This window comes from Methylobacterium sp. UNC300MFChir4.1 (assembly GCF_900110155.1).
In the GTDB taxonomy this organism is placed as follows: domain Bacteria; phylum Pseudomonadota; class Alphaproteobacteria; order Rhizobiales; family Beijerinckiaceae; genus Methylobacterium.
This window is the reverse complement of sequence record NZ_FOCS01000003.1, coordinates 190,580-208,660: the sequence shown is the minus strand read 5'-3', so window position 1 is coordinate 208,660 and position 18,081 is coordinate 190,580. Positions and strand designations below refer to the sequence as shown.

Below are 18,081 nucleotides of genomic sequence, written 5' to 3'. Positions count from 1 at the left end.
GGCCGGATCAGACGGCGCCGTCGGTCAGGCGCACGGCCTGGCCTTCCTTGATGACGTGGACGCCCGCGACCACGACGCGCTCGCCGGCCTTCAGGCCGGCGACGACCGCGACGCGGCCGTCCTCGGCGTTGTCCCGCGCCGCCACGGTGACGTCGCGGCGCGCTACCGACTTCCCGTCGGGCGAGACGACCCAGACCGAGCGGCGGTCACCGTCCTCAAGCAGCGCCGAGGCGGGCAGAAGGACGGTGGGCGCGACCTTGCGCATGAGCGACACGTTGATGGTCGCGCCGAGCCGGAAGGCCGGGCCGGGATCGTCCAGGGTGATCCGGATGCGCTTGGACCGCGTCCCCGACTCGGCGAGGGGCGCGATCTCGCGGACGCGCCCGCGCGCCGTCAGCTCCGGCGCGCTCTGGAGCGCGACGGTGAACACGCCGTCCGACGGCAGAGCCCCGACATGGGCCTCGGGAATGTCGACCACCGCCTCGCGGACGTCGGGCCGCGCCACGGTCACGACGCCCTGGCCGGCGCTGAGCACTTGGCCGACCTCGGCGAGGCGCTGGGTCACGACACCGTCGAACTCGGCCTTCAGCTCAGTGTAGCCCATCTGGTCGCGGGCCTTCTGGAGGCTCGCCATCGCCTGATCCACCCGGGCCCGGGCGGTCTCGCGCTTGGCGACAGCCTGGTCGAGCGTCGCCTGGGAGACGGCGTTGCCGGTCATCAGGCGCCGGGTCCGCGACTCCGCGGCCTCTGCGTTCTCGGCCTGCGCCTTCGCGTCGGCCAGGTCGGCCTCGGCGCGGGTCAGGTCGAAACGGGTCACGATGGTGTCGAGGGCCGCGAGGCGCTGGCCGCGGGTGACGAGGTCGCCGATCGTCACGTCCCGCGCGACCATGCGCCCAGGGATCTGGAAGCCGAGCTGCGCCTGGTAGCGCGGCTCGATCGTGCCGGCGAACGGCCCGAACGTGACGGTGTCGCTCGGTACGACAACCTGCGTCAGCACCGGACGGACCGGGGCCGCCGCGGCCTCGCCCCCCTCCTCGCCGTGACCGTTGCACCCGGCCAGTGCCGTCGCGAGGAGGCCCAGGACGAGATGCGCGCGCGCCGTCATGGGCGGTCTCCGATCTCGGCGGCCGCGACCGTCTGGCCGGGACGCAGGAACTGGATGCCGGCGACGACCACGCGCTCGCCCGGCTCGACGCCGCGCTTCAGCGCGATGATATCGGGGCCGAAGCGATCGATCTCCACCGCGCGGACCGAGACGGTCTTCCGGTCCGGATCGTAGACCCACACCGAGGGCTTCCCGTCGTAGCGGTAGAGCGCCGACCAGGGCAGGATCACCGATTCGTGCGGCGCGAAGCGCCCGCGGCCGATCACGACGGCGCCGAGCCCCATGGCGGCGGGCGTCGACTTAAGGCCGATCTTGACCCGCACCGTGCCGCTGGCGGCATCCACGGTGGGAGAGATCTCCCGCACGGTCCCGACCGCGGTGACGGACGGGTCCGACTGCAGCGCCACCGCGACGGTGTCGCCGGCCGGCGGCTGGGCCAGCAGCGATTCGTAGACGTTGAAGACCGCGTCGCGGGGCCCGTCCTGCGCGACGACCAGCACGGTCTGGCCCGACTGGACCACTTGGCCGACCTCGAAGCTGCGGCTCGTCACCACGCCGGACACGCCCGCGCGCAGCTCGGTATAGGAGAACTGCTCCTGCGCGGTTCCCAGCGCCGCCTTGGCCGAGTCGACCGCCGCCTGCGTGGTGCGCAGTTCCTGCTCGGCGTTGTCGTAGGTCGAGCGGGTCGTGAAGCCGCCGGCCAGGAGCTGCTTCTGGCGCTCGTACGACATCTTCGCCTGCGTCAGCAGCGCCTCGGCCGAAGCCAGGGCGGCCTTGGCGTTGTCGAGATTCGCCTGCTGCGTCAGGGGTTCGAGGACGGCGAGGACCTGATTGGCCGTGACGTGGTCGCCGACCTCGACGCGCCGCTCGGCGACCTTCCCGTTCGTCCGGAACGAGACGTTGACCTGCGCCTGGGCCTGGACGTCGCCGGTCACCACCACGTCGAGCGCCATCGGTGTGCGACGCGCCTGCACGACCCGCACGCGCGCCACGGCGGAGTCGAGCGCCGTCTCGGGCGCGGCCTGGGCGCACCCGATCGACGCGAGCGCGGTTAACATCAGCAGCGCAGATGCGGATGGAAGGAAGGCGATGCGGTTCATGCGATCGACCGTGTCGGCGCGACTCGTGCGAATTGCGTGGCGCGTTCCTACGCCATCCGTTACATACCGTCCAGACGGTTTTTAGTGCAGGTCCGTGATGCAGGCGAAGCGACAGCGACTGGCGGCGCGCCCCGAGATCATCCTGGAGGCGGCCGCGGCCGTTCTCCTGAAGGGAGGCGTCCGCGGGCTGACCATCGACGCGGTCGCGGCCGAGGCCGGTCTGAGCAAAGGCGGCGTCCTGCACCATTACGCGTCGAAGGACGCCCTGGTGGGCGCGCTGGTCGCCCGCAAGCTCGCGGACGTGCGCGCCGAGATCGACGCCTGCGCGCGGGAGATACCGGCCGGCCCGTCGCAGCTTCCCAGGGCGATGGTGGCGCATATCCGCGGGCATTACTGCGACGACAACGAAGCGGCGCGCGCACTCCTGCTGGCATCGATGGAGTCACCGGAGGCGCAGAAAGACTTCCAGGCGTTCGTCGCGGATCAGCTGGACCAGCTCGGACGGATCGAGGGCGCTCCCCCGGGCGAGGGCTCGGTCCTGTACTTCGCCATCCTCGGTCTGTTCATGAGTCGGGCGCTGGGCTTCCAGCAACTCGACGAGGACGCCCTGGCGCCGATGCTCGAGGCCCTCGACCGCATCGCCGGGCGAGCCGGCGGCTAGATCCGGACGCTCAGGCCTGGAACGCGAGGACGGCGCGCGTCCCGGCGCTTCGGGGGGCATACGACAGGGCCGAGCGCAGGTTCGACGCCATGGCGCGCACGATGCGCGACCCGAGACCGGTGCCGCGGACCTCGCCCTCCCCGGTCCAGCCGATACCGTCATCCTCGACGGCGAGCAGCACGGTGTCGGCGGCGTCCCGCTCGACCGCGACGCGGATCTCGCCCGACGTGCCGACCGGGTAGGCGTACTTGTAGGCGTTGGTCACGAGTTCGGTCACGACCACGCCGACCGACACGGCCTTGTCGGTCGAGAGCCGCACCGGCGCGGCACGAAGGCGGATCGCGTGGTCGCGCCCGCTCGCCCGCATGGCGGCCTGCAACTCCTCGACCAAGCTCTGCAGGTAGGCGTCGAGCTCGACGGATTCGACGTCGTCGGACGTGTAGAGGCGGCGGTGGATGCCGGCGATCGCCGAGATCCGGGCCTGCATCTCGTCGAGCGCCGCCTTGGCGGCCGGGTCGGTGACGGCGTTGCGCTGCATGTGCGCCAGGGCGGCGACGAGGGCCAGGGAGTTGGCCACGCGGTGGTTGACCTCGCGCAGCAGCAGCTCGGCGCGGTCGCGCGCCTCGCGCATCTCGGCCTCGGCCCGCTCCTTGTCGCGCCGCAGGCTCTCCTGCCGGAGGGCGGTGGCGACGGCCTCGCCGAGCAGCTCGCGGAACTGACCCTGGACGTCCTTCCAGACGTAGTCCACCGCTCCGGCCTTCAGGGCCGCCACGGCGACGCGGCTGTCCTCGGAGCCGGTCACGTAGATGACCGGCGGCGCCTCGGGCAGCGCGCGGATCTCGGGCAGCAGGTGGAGGCCCGTCTGTCCCGGCATGTGGTGGTCGAGGGCGACGGCGTCGATCCCGCCCTGGGCGAGCCGCGCCAGCCCCGCCGCGCCGTCGGGACAGAGTTCGACCGCGTAGCCGCGCGCCTCGAGGGCGCGCCGGACCAGGCGGCCGAGGCCGGGATCGTCGTCGATGTAGAGGATGCGTGCCGCCGCGGCGGTGCCGTCCCCGCTGGCACGCCGAGCGGTCATGGGTTCTGCGGAACCTGCATGACCGAGAAGAACAGCCCGAGCTGGCGGATCGCGTTCGCGAAGCCGTCGTAGCTCACCGGCTTGGTGATGTAGACGTTGGCCCCGAGGTCGTAGCAGCGCTGGATCTCGCGGCTGTCGTCCGTCGTGGTCAGGACCACCACCGGGGACCGACGCGTGTGCGGGTTCGCCTTCACCTTCTCGAGGATGTCGAGGCCGGTCATGTCCGGCAGGTTGAGGTCGAGCAGGATCAGCAGGTGCCGTCGGGCGCTCGCCTCGCCGGAGCCGTCCGGCCCGAGCAGATAGTCCAGCGCCGAAGTGCCGTTGCGGAACGGCACGATGTCGTTGTTGACGCCGGCGCGTCGGATGTTGCGCTCGATCAGGCGCGCATGGCCCTCGTCATCCTCGATCATCACGATGCTGACGGGGTGCACGGGCCGCTCCACGCTCATTAGGCGGCGATGGGCGCCGGTTCGGGGTCAATCCGGACCGCTGTAGCTGTCCCGTGCGGCAAGGTCACGTCGAACGTTGTGCCCACACCGAGTTCTGAACGGATCTCGATCCGGCCCCCGAACGAGCGCACCAGCGCCTTCACGTGGGCGAGACCGATCCCCTCGCCCGGGCGGTCCTGGGCGCCTGATCGGCGGAAGAGTTCGAAGACGCGGGCATGGTCCCGCGCGGCGATCCCCCGGCCGTTGTCGGCGACGGAGAAGCAGACGCCGCGTTCGCCCACGGCCTTGGCCGTGACGGTGATCCGTCCGGGCCGGTTCGGGTCGAGGTACTTCACGGCGTTGTCCAGCAGGTTGCCGAAGACCTGCTCGATCGCGAGCCGGTCGGCGACGATCTCGGGCAGGTCGCGGGCGATCGTCACCGTGGCCCCGACCGCCTCCGCCTGATGCCGCTGGGCGTCGGCCACGCCGCGGAGCACGCTCGTCATGTCGAGGGCCTCTGGCGAGAATTGTCGCCGGCCCTCTCGCGAGAGCTTCAGGATGGCGGCGATCAGCCCCTCCATCCGGTTCACCGCCGCCTTGATGAAGCCGAGCGCCTCGCCGAAATCGGCGTCGAGCCGCTCTGCAGCCGGGTGATCCCGGAGGGCCGCGGCGACCTCGGTCCGGGTCGCCTCCAGCTCGCTCGTGAATCCCATCACGTTGACCAGCGGCGCGCGCAGGTCGTGGCTGACGATGTAGGCGTAGCGCTGGATCTCCTCGTTGGACTCGCGCAGGTCGGCTTCGGCCTGACGCTGCTCGGTGATGTCCGTGTGGACGCCGACCCACTCGCGGATCTCGCCCCGCGCGTCGAGGACCGGGATGGCGCGGATCGCGAAGTGTCGCCACGTCCCGTCGCGCACCCGGACCCGGTGCTCGTGGACGTAGGTGCGCCGCGCCCGGACGGTCGCGTTCCACGTCTCGACGGAGGCCTCCATGTCGTCGGGATGGACTGCGTCGGCCCAGCCGTAGCCCTGATACTCCGCCCGCGTCTGACCGGTGATCGCGCTCCAGCCCGGCTGCTCGCCGAGCATCCGGCCCGCCGCATCGTTGGTCCAGAGCACGCCGCGCACGGCTTGCACGGCGGCCCGGAACCGCGCCTCGCTCGCCTGGAGCTCGCGCTGCACGCGCTGCTGGTCCAGCGACGAGGCGAGCATCGCCAGGAACAGGATGAGGAACGTGGCACCGGCGACGTAGAGGGCGAGGTTCTGCTGGGCCGGGGCGCCGGTCACCGCGTGGGCGGCGTGGGCGCCGCCCGCCTCGGCGGTGATCGTCGCCGCCGCCATGCCGGTGTAGTGCATGCCCGCCACCGCGAGGCCCATCACGCAGGCCGCGACGAGCTTCTGCCAGACGCCGTGTTGCCGGAAGGAGAGCCACAGGGCGGCGGTCGCCGCGGTCACGGCGATCGCCACCGAGAGCGCGATGATCGCCGGGCTATAGGCGAGGTCGCCGGGGATCCGCAGCGCCGCCATGCCGGTGTAGTGCATGCCTGCGACGCCCAGGCCCATCAGCGGGCCGGCGACGAGAAGGCTGCCGGTCCCCTCGCCGACGCGCGCCACCCACAGGAAGGCGGCGCCGGTCGCCGCGACGGCGATCGCGAGGGACAGGAGCGTGAGCCCGGTATCGTAGGCGGCCGGCAGGCCCATCTCGAAGGCCAGCATGCCGATGAAGTGCATCGACCAGATGCCCCCGCCCATGGCGAGGGCGGCGCCGGCGATCCACGGCCAGCGCGGTCCCGCGACGGGCCCGCGGATCCGCGCGCCCAGGTCCAGGGCGGTGTAGGACGCGAAGATCGCGAGGCCGATCGACAGGGCGACCAGCGCCGGATTGTAGCCAGTATGGACCATCGACTGCGATCGACGCGTGAAGGAGCCTTCTCGCGATGTATCCCGGGTGATCCGTCGGCGCTATCGCGATTCCGAGACGCATGAAGCTCCCGAACATCGAGCCGCGTCGGCGAGCTCCGAGACCGGCGCCGGGACCAGAGCGGATCGGCCATCGCGATCGGCATCCCGGTGCGCGCCACACAGGCTCAGGCAAGCAGGGTCAGCAATGATCCACCGCGACTCCCGTCAGACGAGACCGGCAGACAGGATGCGCGCCAGAGGCTGGATGACGGCGACGCTGGCATCCCGGCCGGAATGCCTCGGTGGACAGGCGCGTATCGCCGCCGCCGCGCGGCCGAGCCGCGTCGAAAAAAAACGCGTTCGTCACACAGCGACGGTCTCTCCCAGCGGGCGCGCGCGTTCTAGGTTCTGTCGATCGCTCAACGCGAATGCAGGTTCATGAACGGACACGCCGCGGCACGATTTCCGGACGACCTGCGCGAAGCCCTGGCGCAGGCTCTGTACGATTGCGAGCGGACGGACGGGGAGGATCGCGCCGCCTGGACCGACACGGACCTTGAGGCCCGCCACCCGGGCCTGCGCGAGCGCTATCGCCGATCCGCCGACGCCCTGGCGGCCGGTCCGCTCGCGGACCTGATGGCCGCCCGCCATGCCGACGAGGAGGAGCTGCGGGTGCTGCGCCGGCAACGGATGTCGCCCGAGCGCGAGCGGGAGCTGCTGGAGGCGAACAACCGCCTCGTCGCCCGCGCCGAGGCCGCCGAGACGGCGCGGCACACCGCGGAGGAAGCGCTCGCGACGCTGCGCCGCGAGCGGGATGTCGCGCGGGAAGCCGAGGCGTTCTGGCAGCAATTCGCCTTCGACGCCGACGATCTCGCGACCCGGCGCCTCATTGAGCAGACCGACGCCCGCGCCGAGGCCGAGCGGCGGGCGATCGAGGAGCGTTGCCGACGGGAACGCGCGGAGGCGGCGCTGCGCCTGTTCGCCGACCGGGCCGACGTCATGCCCAAGGAGGGATGGGCGTCGGAACTGGCGAAGGCCAATCGCGACATCCCGCTCTGGTGGTTCCACGCGGCCCGCGTCGCCCTCGAGCCGCCGGACCTGTCCCGACCGACCGAGGGCGGCGAGGCCTGAACGCCTCAGGCCGCCGCGGGCTGCTTCGCGGGCGTGTCGCGGAACAGAGCCGTACAGCCGGAGCCGCGATGCATGCTCAGGATCGACGCGCGGTCGATCTCCGGGTGCGTCTTGAGCACCTTCTGAACGCAGGCGAGCACCCGCTCGTACTGCGCGGCGTCGTAATTCGGTTCGAGCGGGCTGACGGCGATGTAGGTCTCGACCACCAGGACGCGCTCGGCGCGGTCGTGGGCGACGTCGACGGCGATCCAGGACGACTTGATCAGGCTGGTGCTGGCGAGCATGGGCGTTCCTCGTGCAGCGTTGCATCGTTTCACCCACGGCCGCGGCGCGTTTTTCATCCCGCGGCTGGGGCAATTTTGGCGAAATCATGGACCGCCTGTCGGCGAATGCCAAGGGGTCGCCGCCCCGGACCCCATGCACGCTGTGCAGCGTGTTGAGCGCGAGCCCGCACCGGCTTACGGTCGGCCATCGGCCGCTGCTGGAGGTGTCCACAATAGGCACTCGCATCCGGCAAATGGCATGTGGTATACAAATTGGCGGACTCGTCACCCCGGGTCCGCGTGACGGTGTCGCGATACGACGGGACCGCGCTGTGGGAGGGAGAACAGACATGATCCGTTCGAGGATGGAAGGCCCCTGCCCCTCAGTCGCGGCACGCGCGTCACGGGCCCGTGCAGGCATCGAACCGATATCCCGCGCGGCCTGAGCCGCCCTCCGACATCCCCAAACCGACTCCAGCTCCGAGACCGATCATGACCAAGGCCCTCGAAGGCGTCCGCATCCTGGACTTCACCCACGTTCAATCCGGCCCGACCTGTACGCAGCTCCTGGCTTGGTTCGGCGCCGACGTCATCAAGGTCGAGCGGCCGGGCGCGGGGGACGCCACGCGTCAGCAGCTTCAGGACATCCCGGACGTGGACAGCCTCTATTTCACGATGCTGAACCACAACAAGCGGTCGATCACGCTCGACTCGAAGAACCCGAAGGGCAAGGAGGTTCTCTGGCGGCTGATCAAGGAATGCGACGTCCTGGTCGAGAATTTCGCGCCCGGCGCCCTCGCCCGCATGGGCCTGACCTGGGAGAAGATCCACGAGGTCAACCCGCGGATGATCCTGGCCTCCGTGAAGGGCTTCGGTCCGGGCCGCTACGAGGATTGCAAAGTCTACGAGAACGTCGCGCAGTGCGCCGGCGGCTCCGCGTCGACGACGGGCTTCCGCGACGGAATCCCGATGGTGACGGGCGCGCAGATCGGCGATTCCGGCACCGGCCTGCACCTCGCCCTCGGCATCGTCACGGCGCTCTATCACCGGACCCAGAGCGGCCTCGGCCAGAAGGTCGACTGTGCCATGCAGGACGGCGTGCTCAACCTCTGCCGGGTCAAGCTGCGCGACCAGCAGCGTCTCGCGCACGGGCCTCTCAGGGAGTACAGCCAGTTCGGCGAGGGCATCCCGTTCGGCGAGGCGACCCCGCGTGCGGGCAACGATTCCGGTGGCGGCCAGCCGGGCCGGATCCTGCGCTGCAAGGGCTGGGAGCAGGACCCGAACTCCTACATCTACGTCATCACCCAGGCCGCCGTCTGGGAGCCGATCTGCGACATCATCGGTGAGCCGGATTGGAAGACCGATCCGAACTACGCGACCCCGAAGGCCCGCCTGCCGCATCTCAACGAGATCTTCACGCGGATCGAGGCCTGGACGATGAAGGTGTCGAAGTTCGAGGTGATGGACACCCTGAACAAATACGACATCCCCTGCGGCCCGATCCTGTCGATGAAGGAGATCGCCGAGGACGAGTCCCTGCGGAAGACCGGCACCATCGTGGAGGTCGATCACCCGACCCGCGGCAAGTACCTGACGGTCGGCAACCCCATCAAGCTGTCGGCGAGCCCGAGCGAGGTCACCCGCTCGCCGCTCCTCGGTGAGCACACCGATGAGATCCTGCGCTCCGTGCTCGGCTACTCCGAGGCCGAGGTTGGCGAGATCGCCGAGTCCGGCGCGATCGGCGCGGTCCAGAAGATCGCGGCGGAGTGATCGGTCTCCGGCGATCCGGGGGCGAGATCCCGGATCGCCGATGTTACAATCCGGGGGCGTGCGTGAAGCGCGGCCCCGGATTCCGGGTGACGCCGTTCGACAGCCGGGGCACGGTCGCGCCGCCGAGCCCGCGTTCGGTTTGTTTCTCCCCGGCCCCGCTCAGGGTCCGGATGACACCCAGGAGCCTGCATGCGCATCGCCTTCATCGGTCAACAGGATTTCGGAAAAGCGGTCCTGGAGGCGTTCCTCAAACGAGGCGATGAGGTTGCGGCGGTGTTCTGCGCGCCTGAGAAGCCCGGCGCCAAGCCGGACGTCCTCAAGACGGCGGCCGTCGAGAAGGGGCTGACGGTTTTCCAGTTCCCCAGCCTGAAGAGCCCTGAGGCCGAGGACGCCATGCGCGGCCTGAACGCCGATATCGGCGTCATGGCCTACGTGCTCCAGTTCGCGCCGCAGAGCTTCGTCAACATCCCGAAGCACGGCACCATCCAGTATCATCCGAGCCTGCTGCCGCGTTACCGGGGCCCCTCCTCGATCAACTGGCCGATCGCCCGGGGCGAGTTGCAGACCGGCCTGACGATCTTCCGGCCGACCGACGGTCTCGACGAGGGGCCGGTGATCCTGCAGAAATCCTGCCCGATCGGCGCCGACGCGACCCTGGGCGACGTCTACTTCGACAACCTGTTCCCGATGGGCGTCGAGGCCATGCTCGAGGCGGCCGACCTCGTCGTGGCCGGCCAGCATGTCGAGATCGATCAGGACGAGGACGCCGCGAGCTACGAGGGTTGGTTCCGCGGCGCCGAGGCGGAGATCCACTGGTCGGCCCACGCCGAGCAGATCTACAACCTGATCCGCGCGGCGAACCCGGCACCCGGTGCCTGGACCACGCACGACGGCAAGAAGCTCCAGATCTTCGACAGCAGCCTGCATCGGATCCGCAAGCTCGCCGACGTCGTCGGCAAGCCCGGCGAGGTGATCGCCGTCGACGACGAGGGCTTCAGCGTCTGCGCGCAGGGCGGGCGCCTCGAGATCCGCAAGGTCAAGGCGGAGGGCGGCAAGAAGGTCGCGGCCGCCGAGTACGCCCGGGAGGCCGGGCTGGCGGTCGGTCAGTTTCTCGGGCGCTAGGTCACCCGCGCGTCAGGTCGTCTCCGGCGCGGTCGGCCGCGCCGCATTCAGACCGTAGCCGCGGAAGCGCTCGACCGTCGTGCCGATCTCGTCGTCGGACAGGATGATCGGCGTCCCGATCTGCCGCGCGACGGCGTATTGCTGGCAGAGCGTCTCCAGCTCGACGGCGAGCCACAGGGCCTTCTCCAGGCTCGCCCCGGCCGCGATCATGCCGTGATTGGCCAGGAGGCAGACGTTGCGGTCGACGAGCGCCGCGAGGGCGAGGTCCGAGAGTTCCGCGGTGCCGTAGGGCGCGTAGGGCGCGCAGCGTACCGTCGGGCCGCCGAAGGTCGCGATCATGTAGTGAACCGCCGGGATGGCCTCTCCGCACATCGCGAAGGCGGTGCAGTAGACCGGATGCGCGTGGACCACCGCGTGGAATTCCGGACGGGACGCGAGGATGTCCCGGTGGAAGCGCCATTCCGATGACGGCTTCCGATCCGGCGCGTGGGTGCCGTCGAGACCCATCCGGACCACGTCGTCCGGTCCGATCCGTTCGATGGGCACGCCCGACGGGGTGATCAGGAGCCCGTCGCGGAAGCGCACCGAGACATTGCCCGACGTGCCGCGGTTCAGCCCCTGTGCGTCGAGTGCCCGCGCCGCCGCCACGACGCCCTCGCGCGCGATCCGCTCGTCCCTGTCCATGCTCGATCTCCGGAAGGCCCGGTTCCCGGTATGCAGGAAGCCCGGCGCCGTAAAGACGGCGCCGGGCTTATTCGCTTCGGTTCGGCGCCGCGGCGGCGAGCGATCGGGGCCTGCTACTGCGCCAGCACCGGCGCGAGGCCCGCCTCGGGCTTCTTGGTGTAGGCGGCGCGCATCGGCTTGAGGACGAACAGCGCCAGCAGGGCCGCGAGGATGTTGAGGGCCGCGGCCGCGAGGAACACCGTGTGCCAGCTTCCGGTCATGGTCGTGAGCACGCTGGTGTAGGGAACGATCAGCGCCGCGGTGCCCTTGGCCGTGTAGAGCAGCCCGGCATTGGTCGCCGCGTACTTCGAGCCGAACGTGTCGCCGCAGGTCGCCGGGAACAGCGAGTAGATCTCGCCCCACGCGAAGAACACGAGACCGGTCAGCAGCACGAAGGCGATCGGATTCTGGCCGAACTGGCTCAGCGCGTAGATGCCCAGGCCCTCGATCGCGAAGGACAGGAACATCGTGTTCTCGCGGCCGATATGGTCGGAGACCCAGCCGAAGAACGGGCGCGTCACGCCGTTGAGAACCCGGTCGAGCGTGGCCGCGAAGGTCAGCGCCGGCAGCGTGATCCCCAGGAGCGAGACCGGGACGTCGGCGATCTTGAAGTCCTTGGCGATCGGGCCGAGCTGCGCGGTGGCCATCAGGCCGCCGGCGGCCATCATGACGAACATCGCGTACATGACCCAGAAGATCGGGGTGCGGACCATCTCGGAGGGCTTGTAGTCCCGCTTCGACTGGCTGACCCGGGCGACTTCCGGAACCTGGCCCTTGGCCGGCGCGCGCAGGAACAGGGCGATCAGCATGACGATCACGCCCTGCCCGATCCCGAAGTAGAAGAAGGCCGCCTCGTAGCCCTGGGACTTGATCATCGCCTGGATCGGCACGACCGTGAGTGCCGAACCCGCGCCGAAGCCCATGGCGGTGATGCCGGCGGCCAGGCCGCGGCGGTCGGGGAACCACTTCAGCGAGTTGCCCACGCAGGTACCGTAAACCGCGCCTGCACCGGTGCCGCCGATCGCGGCCGCGATGTAGAGCACGGTGAGCGAGTCCGCGTAGGAATTGATCACCCACGCGACGGCGCAGAGCAGGCCGCCGAACAGCGTGACGATGCGCGGACCGTACTTGTCCACGAACCAGCCCTCGATCGGGACCAGCCACGTCTCGGTGACGACGAACAGCGTGAACGCCACCTGGATCGCCGCGCGATCCCAGCCGTGCCGCTCCTGCATCGGGCTCACGAAGAAGGTCCAGCCGTACTGCATATTGGCAATCATGCACATGCAGACGACGCCGAAGGCCAGTTGCAGCCAGCGGCCGCGCCCAACCGGTTTGACGATCTCGGACATACCGTTCCCTCTTGGCAGTATTCTTGTCGGCGTTCGCGCTCGAACCGGGCTTATGCCCTGCCACGGCGCAGCTTGTCAGAACAACGTGATCTGAATTCTTCGAAAAATTCTTGGCCCGCAGACAAATAATTTCTGCAGTACAGCAGCATCCGACGCCGAGTCGGCCTTGATGTCCGATGGTCGACGGTATGCCAGCAAGATGGTGCTGATTTAATCCCGGGGTGTCAATCAAACCTGCAAAAAAACACAGGTTCGCGACCGGGGATTAAATCGCCTTCCCGAACGTGTCGCGCTAGGCGACGGGTGATGGTCGCGCCGCGGCCAATTTTTCAGGTGCCGAGCGCCGGCAATGGTCACAGGTCTGTGGGACCGCTCCGCGATCGACTAGGATCTCGCAAAGGTTTGGGTTAGGTCGTTTGAGAGCGCACGACAGAGAATGCGTGCGAGACATCATGCGTGTGAGCTGACTGGACGAGGGATGTCGAATTCCGAACCGCTGAGCGTGAAGCCCATCGTCGCCAGCTCCAGTCTCCGGACATTGGCCTACGAGGCGCTCAAGACGGCCATCACCAACATGGACATCTACGGGCGTCCGGACGAGGTGCGGCTCGACGAGCGCAAGCTGTCGCAGGATCTCGGTGTCAGCCGCACCCCGGTGCGGGAGGCCCTGACGGTTCTGGAGCAGGAAGGCTTCGTCCGCTCCGAGGCCCGGCGCGGCGTCTTCGTGATCAAGAAGAACAAGCGCGAGATCGTCAGCATGATCCACGCCTGGACGGCGCTGGAGAGCATGGCGGCACGCCTCGCCTGCGCGCGCGCCACCGACGGCCAGCTCCGCTCGCTGCGCGAATCCTTCCCCGAGTTCTTCGAGGGCCAGCCGTCCGAACACATGGACGAGTATTCGGACGCGAACATCCGATTCCATCAGCGGATCATCGCGCTGGGTCACTGCGAGGCGATCGCCGATCTGACCAGCAATTTGCTCATGCACGTGCGCGGCATCCGCAGCACCGCGCTCCGGCAGGGCGATCGGGCGGAGCGCTCCATCCGGGAGCACGTCGCCATCATCTCGGCGCTCGAAGCCCGTGATGCCGATCTGGCCGAGAGACTCGTTCGCGAGCACGGTCTGGGTCTCGCGCAGCACGTCGACACCTACGGCGATTATCTGGATTGAGCGACCGTTCAGTCCTCGCCTGACGGATCGCCCGGCCCGGACGACACCTCGTGCCTGTGCGGCATGATGATGGGCCAAGGGCGCGAGCGGCGCTCGGGGGGAACCCTCGTTTGCCGCGCCGGCTATCACACAAGCTCAGCACGCGCCTGAATATAAATCGCGCGCAAGCGTTGATGCACTGCAGAACATGTTCGGCGAGGCCACAACCTTTCAAAGCTGATCGGTTGTGCATTTTTATGCATGACTGGGCAACAATCCGAACTTTGTGGGCTCGATCTGCGCGCCCCATGCATGTTCGACATAATCGGTATTCGTAATCTGGCATACCAAGTTGCGCAGCAGCATGGCACGCATTGCGTCGCAACATGAGGCGGTTCCAGACCGCGCCGGAGAATCCGATGATCGCCAGCTTCCTCGCCATCTTTGTCGCCTTCGCCGCCTGCCAGGCGCTGCTCACCGTCAAGTTCGCGGACTTCCTCTCCGCCGACCGTGCCCGGAACACTGTCGAGCCGACCGCCGACGTCGCGAACGCCAAGCTCGCCTGAAGTCAGAGCTGGATCCGCGATACCAGAGAGTGCGTAGGGGTAACGCTTTCCTCAAATTTTACGCGTAGGGTGAACCGATCGTTGACCGTGCGGGCGAGGAGCTACCGCGTTGGCCCTCGGCGCAGCCTCGGTTTTCTCGGACGGCCCCTTCGTCCTCCTCGTATCGGACCGCCCGTCCGAACGATCGGCCCTCGAGCGTGCCATCGCGCTCGTGATGAACTGCTGGTCGATCCCGCCCGGCGCGCCGCTACCGTCAGGCCGCCCGCACCTCGTCATCCTCGACCTGCCGCCGGCCCAGACCGCCAGAGTGCAGTCGACCCTCCCCCACCACGGACCGCCGGTTCCGCGCCTCGTCCTCGTGCGCGGCGAACCCATGCCGGCTACCCGCTATCTGCGTCAGCTGCCGGCCGCCTCGCCCCGGCAACTCGTTCTGGCGAACGTCTTCGCCATGATCGAGGAGGCGACGCGGTCCGCAGAGCTGCGGCAGCGCCGGCTCCTGGAGCGCGTCTCGGGCGCGACCGCCGTCGTCGCCGAGATCTTCGACAGCGCCGCCCTCGGGGCCCGGCTGCAGCGCGCCGACGCGGATCGCGGGACCGAGCTCGTTCTGGCGGCCATCTCCGAGGTCGGGATCTCCGAGTGGCTTGCCGAGGTCTGGCGCCACGAGATCGGCGTCTATCAGCACACCCTCGGCGTCGCGGGCCATGCCGCCACGTTCGGCTCGCAGATCGGGCTCGGTCAGACCGATCTCGCACTGCTGGTGCGGTCGGCGCTCCTGCACGACATCGGCAAGGCGCGCATCCCCGTGGAGATCCTCAACAAGCCGGGGCCGCTCAACGCCGAGGAATTGCGGCTGATGCAGCGACATCCCGACATCGGCGCCGATCTGCTCCGGGCGCACGGCGATTTCGAGGACGCGGTGATCGACGTGGTCCGCCACCACCACGAGCGTCTGGACGGGAAAGGATATCCCGATCGGCTGTCCGGCCCCGCGATCTCCGACCTCGTGCGGATCGTGACGATCTGCGACGTGTTCTCCGCGCTGACCGAGCGGCGGACCTATCGGCAGCCCGCCTCGCCCGCCGAGGCGCTGTCGATCATGACGGACAGCGCCGGGCATCTGGATCCGGATCTCCTGCGGGCCTTCGCGCCCTCCATGCTCAAAGGCAGCGCCCTGGCGGCCTGAATCCGCAGCTTGAATTCGCGGCCTGACCCGCGGCCGGGCGTGGCTCTGGCGCCACGCCGGTCGGCGGGATCCTGCCGGCGCGCCGTGCGCCGCGCTTTCGCCGCAACCGCGCCGGAGGGAAGCGATCCCGTCTCACGCAACGCCGTCCGGACCGTGCCCAAACTCAGTCGCGCCATCGCCGCCGCCCTCCTGCTGGCCCTCACCGGGTGCGGCGGTCTCTCGGTCCTTCCCGAGTCCCCTGTCGAGAACGCGACGCACACCGCCGTGCTCGACGAGGTCGCGGCCGCCGCGGCGATCTCGGCCTACCGGGTCCAGCACGGCCTGAGCCCGGTCGTGGTCGATCCGGCTCTCGTGAAGGCGGCCGCCTTCCAGGCCGGCAACAACGCCCGCCGCGGCCAGCTCAGCCACGATGTTGGCGGCAGCTTCACCTCGCGCATGGCGTCGGCCGGTCTCGCGAGATCCTGGGCGGCCGAGAATCTCAGCGCCGGCTCCGAGACCCTGGAACAGGTGCTCGCCCGCTGGAAGGCGAGCCCCGAGCACAACAAGAACATGCTGCTCCCGCAGATCCGCAGGATCGGGATCGCCCGGGTCGATGCCCCCACGACGCGGTACAAGCGCTTCTGGGCGCTCGTGATGGCCGGGACCTGACGCCGGGGCGTCTCAGGGTTCGGACGGCGCGAGATCGACGATCCGGAGCTGGGCCCGCTCGGCGCCGCGCCAGCGGTCGCAGGACAGGGTCCCGGCCACGTGCATCTCCCGGCCGATCCCGTTCAGGAGGGCGAGGCCAAGCGGCCGTTCGGCCGCGCGGAAGCAGATCGCCCCGACCACCTGACCGTCGCGGCTGCGCAGTCGCGCCCTGACATGGTTCGAGCCGACCACGCCGGCATCGACGAGGCGATGCCGGCCCAGCGCGAAGAGCGGCTCGGGCGCGCCCTGGCCGAACGGGCCGGCCTGCTGCAGCAGCCGGACCGTCTCCGCGGTGGCGCCGCCGGCGCTGAGGCCGCCGTCGATCAGCAGGGCGTCGGCCGCGCGGGCCACCGCGACGCTCGCCCCGAGCAGCATCGCCAGGTGCGCCTCGAAGCGCGGGATGTCGTCGGCCCGCACGGTGACGCCGGCCGCCATGGCGTGGCCGCCGCCCTTGCTGGCGAGCCGGGCCTCGACGCAGGCGCGGACCGCGAGCCCGAGATCCGCGCCCGGGATCGAGCGCCCAGAGCCCGTGGCGGTGCCGTCCGGGCGGATCGCGAACGCGAAGGCCGGGCGGTTGAAGCGCTCCTTCAACCGCGAGGCGATGAGGCCGACGATGCCGGGGTGCCACTCGGCGCTGGCGGTCACCAGCACGGTGCGGGCCGGATCCAGCGTCAGCGCCCGGTCCATCTCGGCCTCGGCCTCCTGGACGGCCTGCGCCTCGATCGCCTGGCGCTCGCGGTTCAGCCGATCGAGGTCGGCGGCGATCCGGGCCGCCTCGCTCGGGTCCGCCGTGGTCAGCAGGCGGGCGCCCAGTGCCGATTCGCCGATGCGGCCCCCGGCATTGATGCGCGGCCCGAGGACGAAGCCGAGGTGCCAGGCTTCCGGCGGCTCGCCGAGCGAGGCGGCGTCCAGCAGCGCCGCGAGCCCGGTGCGGCCGCGATGGCGCATCACCGTGAGGCCCTGGGTCACGAAGGCCCGGTTGAGGCCCGTGAGGGGCACAACGTCGGCAACGGTCGCCAGGGCGACGAGATCGAGGGCGTCGGTGAGCTGCGGTTCGGGACGATGGCCGCCGAAGAAGCCGTCCTGCCGCAGGGCGCGGTTCAGCGCGACCAGGGTCAGGAACACGATGCCGGCGGCGCAGAGATGGCCGAGGCCCGAGAGGTCGTCGAGGCGATTCGGGTTGACCACAGCGCGAGCCGGCGGGAGCACCTCGGAGGCCGCGTGGTGGTCGAGGACGATGACGTCCAGGCCGGATTTCTCGGCCTCCTCCAGGGGCGCGTGGCCGCTCGTCCCGCAATCGACGCAGACGAGGAGCGTCGCGCCCTCGGCCGCGAGCGCGGTGATCGCCGCGATGTTGGGTCCGTAGCCCTCGGTGATCCGGTCGGGAATGTGGATCGGCGCGCGCAAACCCAGCTCGCGGAGGTATCCGGCGAGCAGGGCCGCGCTCGCGGCGCCGTCGACGTCGTAATCGCCGAAAACCGCCACGGTCTCCCCGCGCTTCACCGCCCGAACGAGTCGGCGGACGGCCGCCTCCATGTCGAGCAGCGTGTCCGGATCCGGCATCAGGTCCCGCAGGCGCGGGGCGAGGTGGCGGGGCGCCGCCTCCGGTACGATCCCGCGTCCCGCGAGCACCCGGGCCAGCAGTTCCGGCAGGCCGTGGGCCTGGACCATCTTGGCGATGTGATTCTGGACGGCCGCGCCGCCGCAGCGCTCCTGCCAGCGCCGGCCGGTCACGGAGGCGGCCACACCCAGGAAGGGCGGCAATTCGGCGAGGAGCGGAGCGGACGACACGGGCGCCACCCTACACCGGCCGGCGCGGGGAATCTTGCGCCCGGCCGCAACAGCGACGGGGAACCCGATCGCC

Annotated in this window: 17 protein-coding genes; 8 read left to right on the top strand and 9 right to left on the bottom strand. The window is 69.8% G+C overall.

Annotated features, from left to right (window positions below; translation table 11 throughout):
* Positions 1–7: 7 nt before the first annotated feature.
* Together BMY19_RS06555 and BMY19_RS06550 are read right to left on the bottom strand one after the other, a co-directional pair.
* Positions 8–1,105, bottom strand: coding sequence for an efflux RND transporter periplasmic adaptor subunit (locus BMY19_RS06555; RefSeq protein WP_100251228.1), 1,098 nt, complete (start codon positions 1,103–1,105; stop codon positions 8–10).
* Positions 1,102–2,163, bottom strand: coding sequence for an efflux RND transporter periplasmic adaptor subunit (locus BMY19_RS06550; protein ID WP_244526765.1), 1,062 nt, complete (start codon positions 2,161–2,163; stop codon positions 1,102–1,104). Before BMY19_RS06550 ends, BMY19_RS06555 begins: the two co-directional genes overlap by 4 nt.
* Positions 2,164–2,302: 139 nt before the next feature.
* Here BMY19_RS06550 and BMY19_RS06545 point away from each other — a divergent pair, with 139 nt between their 5' ends.
* Positions 2,303–2,866 carry a TetR/AcrR family transcriptional regulator gene (locus BMY19_RS06545; protein WP_020092021.1) on the top strand — a complete coding sequence of 188 codons (564 nt, stop codon included), beginning with the start codon at positions 2,303–2,305 and terminating at the stop codon, positions 2,864–2,866.
* Positions 2,867–2,876: 10 nt separating this feature from the next.
* Here the strand turns inward: BMY19_RS06545 and BMY19_RS06540 are convergent, their stop codons facing one another.
* The 3 genes from BMY19_RS06540 to BMY19_RS06530 are packed head-to-tail and all read right to left on the bottom strand — an operon-like array spanning position 2,877 to position 6,270.
* Positions 2,877–3,941 carry a sensor histidine kinase gene (locus BMY19_RS06540; protein ID WP_100251227.1) on the bottom strand — a complete coding sequence of 355 codons (1,065 nt, stop codon included), beginning with the start codon at positions 3,939–3,941 and terminating at the stop codon, positions 2,877–2,879.
* Positions 3,938–4,390 (bottom strand): response regulator, encoded by a 453-nt coding sequence (locus BMY19_RS06535; RefSeq protein ID WP_020092019.1) that lies wholly within the window; start codon positions 4,388–4,390, stop codon positions 3,938–3,940. The genes BMY19_RS06540 and BMY19_RS06535 overlap by 4 nt, the downstream gene beginning before the upstream one ends.
* Positions 4,390–6,270, bottom strand: coding sequence for an MHYT domain-containing protein (locus tag BMY19_RS06530; protein WP_100251226.1), 1,881 nt, complete (start codon positions 6,268–6,270; stop codon positions 4,390–4,392). The genes BMY19_RS06535 and BMY19_RS06530 overlap by 1 nt, the downstream gene beginning before the upstream one ends.
* A gap of 438 nt (positions 6,271–6,708) precedes the next feature.
* On the opposite strand from BMY19_RS06530, the gene BMY19_RS06525 reads away from it, so the two are divergent.
* Positions 6,709–7,401, top strand: a complete 693-nt coding sequence (locus BMY19_RS06525; RefSeq protein WP_020092017.1) for a hypothetical protein — start codon at positions 6,709–6,711, stop codon at positions 7,399–7,401.
* 5 nt (positions 7,402–7,406) lie between these two features.
* On the opposite strand, the gene BMY19_RS06520 is transcribed toward BMY19_RS06525, so the two are convergent.
* Positions 7,407–7,685 (bottom strand): hypothetical protein, encoded by a 279-nt coding sequence (locus BMY19_RS06520; protein WP_012319741.1) that lies wholly within the window; start codon positions 7,683–7,685, stop codon positions 7,407–7,409.
* Positions 7,686–8,156: 471 nt separating this feature from the next.
* Here BMY19_RS06520 and frc point away from each other — a divergent pair, with 471 nt between their 5' ends.
* Together frc and BMY19_RS06510 are read left to right on the top strand one after the other, a co-directional pair.
* Positions 8,157–9,434 (top strand): formyl-CoA transferase, encoded by a 1,278-nt coding sequence (gene frc / locus BMY19_RS06515; protein WP_020092016.1) that lies wholly within the window; start codon positions 8,157–8,159, stop codon positions 9,432–9,434.
* A gap of 189 nt (positions 9,435–9,623) precedes the next feature.
* Positions 9,624–10,556, top strand: a complete 933-nt coding sequence (locus BMY19_RS06510; protein ID WP_020092015.1) for a methionyl-tRNA formyltransferase — start codon at positions 9,624–9,626, stop codon at positions 10,554–10,556.
* Positions 10,557–10,568: 12 nt separating this feature from the next.
* Here BMY19_RS06510 and BMY19_RS06505 read toward each other — a convergent pair whose 3' ends face one another.
* A complete protein-coding gene (locus BMY19_RS06505) occupies positions 10,569–11,240 on the bottom strand; it encodes a class II aldolase/adducin family protein (RefSeq protein WP_100251225.1) in 672 nt (223 codons plus the stop codon).
* A gap of 113 nt (positions 11,241–11,353) precedes the next feature.
* Positions 11,354–12,631, bottom strand: a complete 1,278-nt coding sequence (oxlT, locus tag BMY19_RS06500; protein ID WP_020092013.1) for an oxalate/formate MFS antiporter — start codon at positions 12,629–12,631, stop codon at positions 11,354–11,356.
* A gap of 478 nt (positions 12,632–13,109) precedes the next feature.
* Between oxlT and BMY19_RS06495 the strand changes: the two genes are divergently transcribed.
* From BMY19_RS06495 to BMY19_RS06485, 4 genes are all read left to right on the top strand, one after another.
* A complete protein-coding gene (locus tag BMY19_RS06495) occupies positions 13,110–13,802 on the top strand; it encodes a GntR family transcriptional regulator (protein ID WP_020092012.1) in 693 nt (230 codons plus the stop codon).
* Between the two features lie 398 nt (positions 13,803–14,200).
* Entirely contained in the window at positions 14,201–14,347 is a 147-nt protein-coding gene (locus BMY19_RS30800; RefSeq protein ID WP_020092011.1) for a hypothetical protein, read from the top strand.
* 109 nt (positions 14,348–14,456) lie between these two features.
* The gene (locus BMY19_RS06490; RefSeq protein ID WP_100251224.1) at positions 14,457–15,530 is read left to right on the top strand and encodes an HD-GYP domain-containing protein; all 1,074 of its coding nucleotides are present in this window, start codon (positions 14,457–14,459) and stop codon (positions 15,528–15,530) included.
* Between the two features lie 153 nt (positions 15,531–15,683).
* Positions 15,684–16,178 carry a CAP domain-containing protein gene (locus BMY19_RS06485; protein WP_100251331.1) on the top strand — a complete coding sequence of 165 codons (495 nt, stop codon included), beginning with the start codon at positions 15,684–15,686 and terminating at the stop codon, positions 16,176–16,178.
* Between the two features lie 12 nt (positions 16,179–16,190).
* Here the strand turns inward: BMY19_RS06485 and recJ are convergent, their stop codons facing one another.
* Complete coding sequence (recJ, locus tag BMY19_RS06480) at positions 16,191–18,008, bottom strand: single-stranded-DNA-specific exonuclease RecJ (RefSeq protein ID WP_100251223.1); 1,818 nt, start codon at positions 18,006–18,008, stop codon at positions 16,191–16,193.
* Positions 18,009–18,081 lie beyond the last annotated feature (73 nt).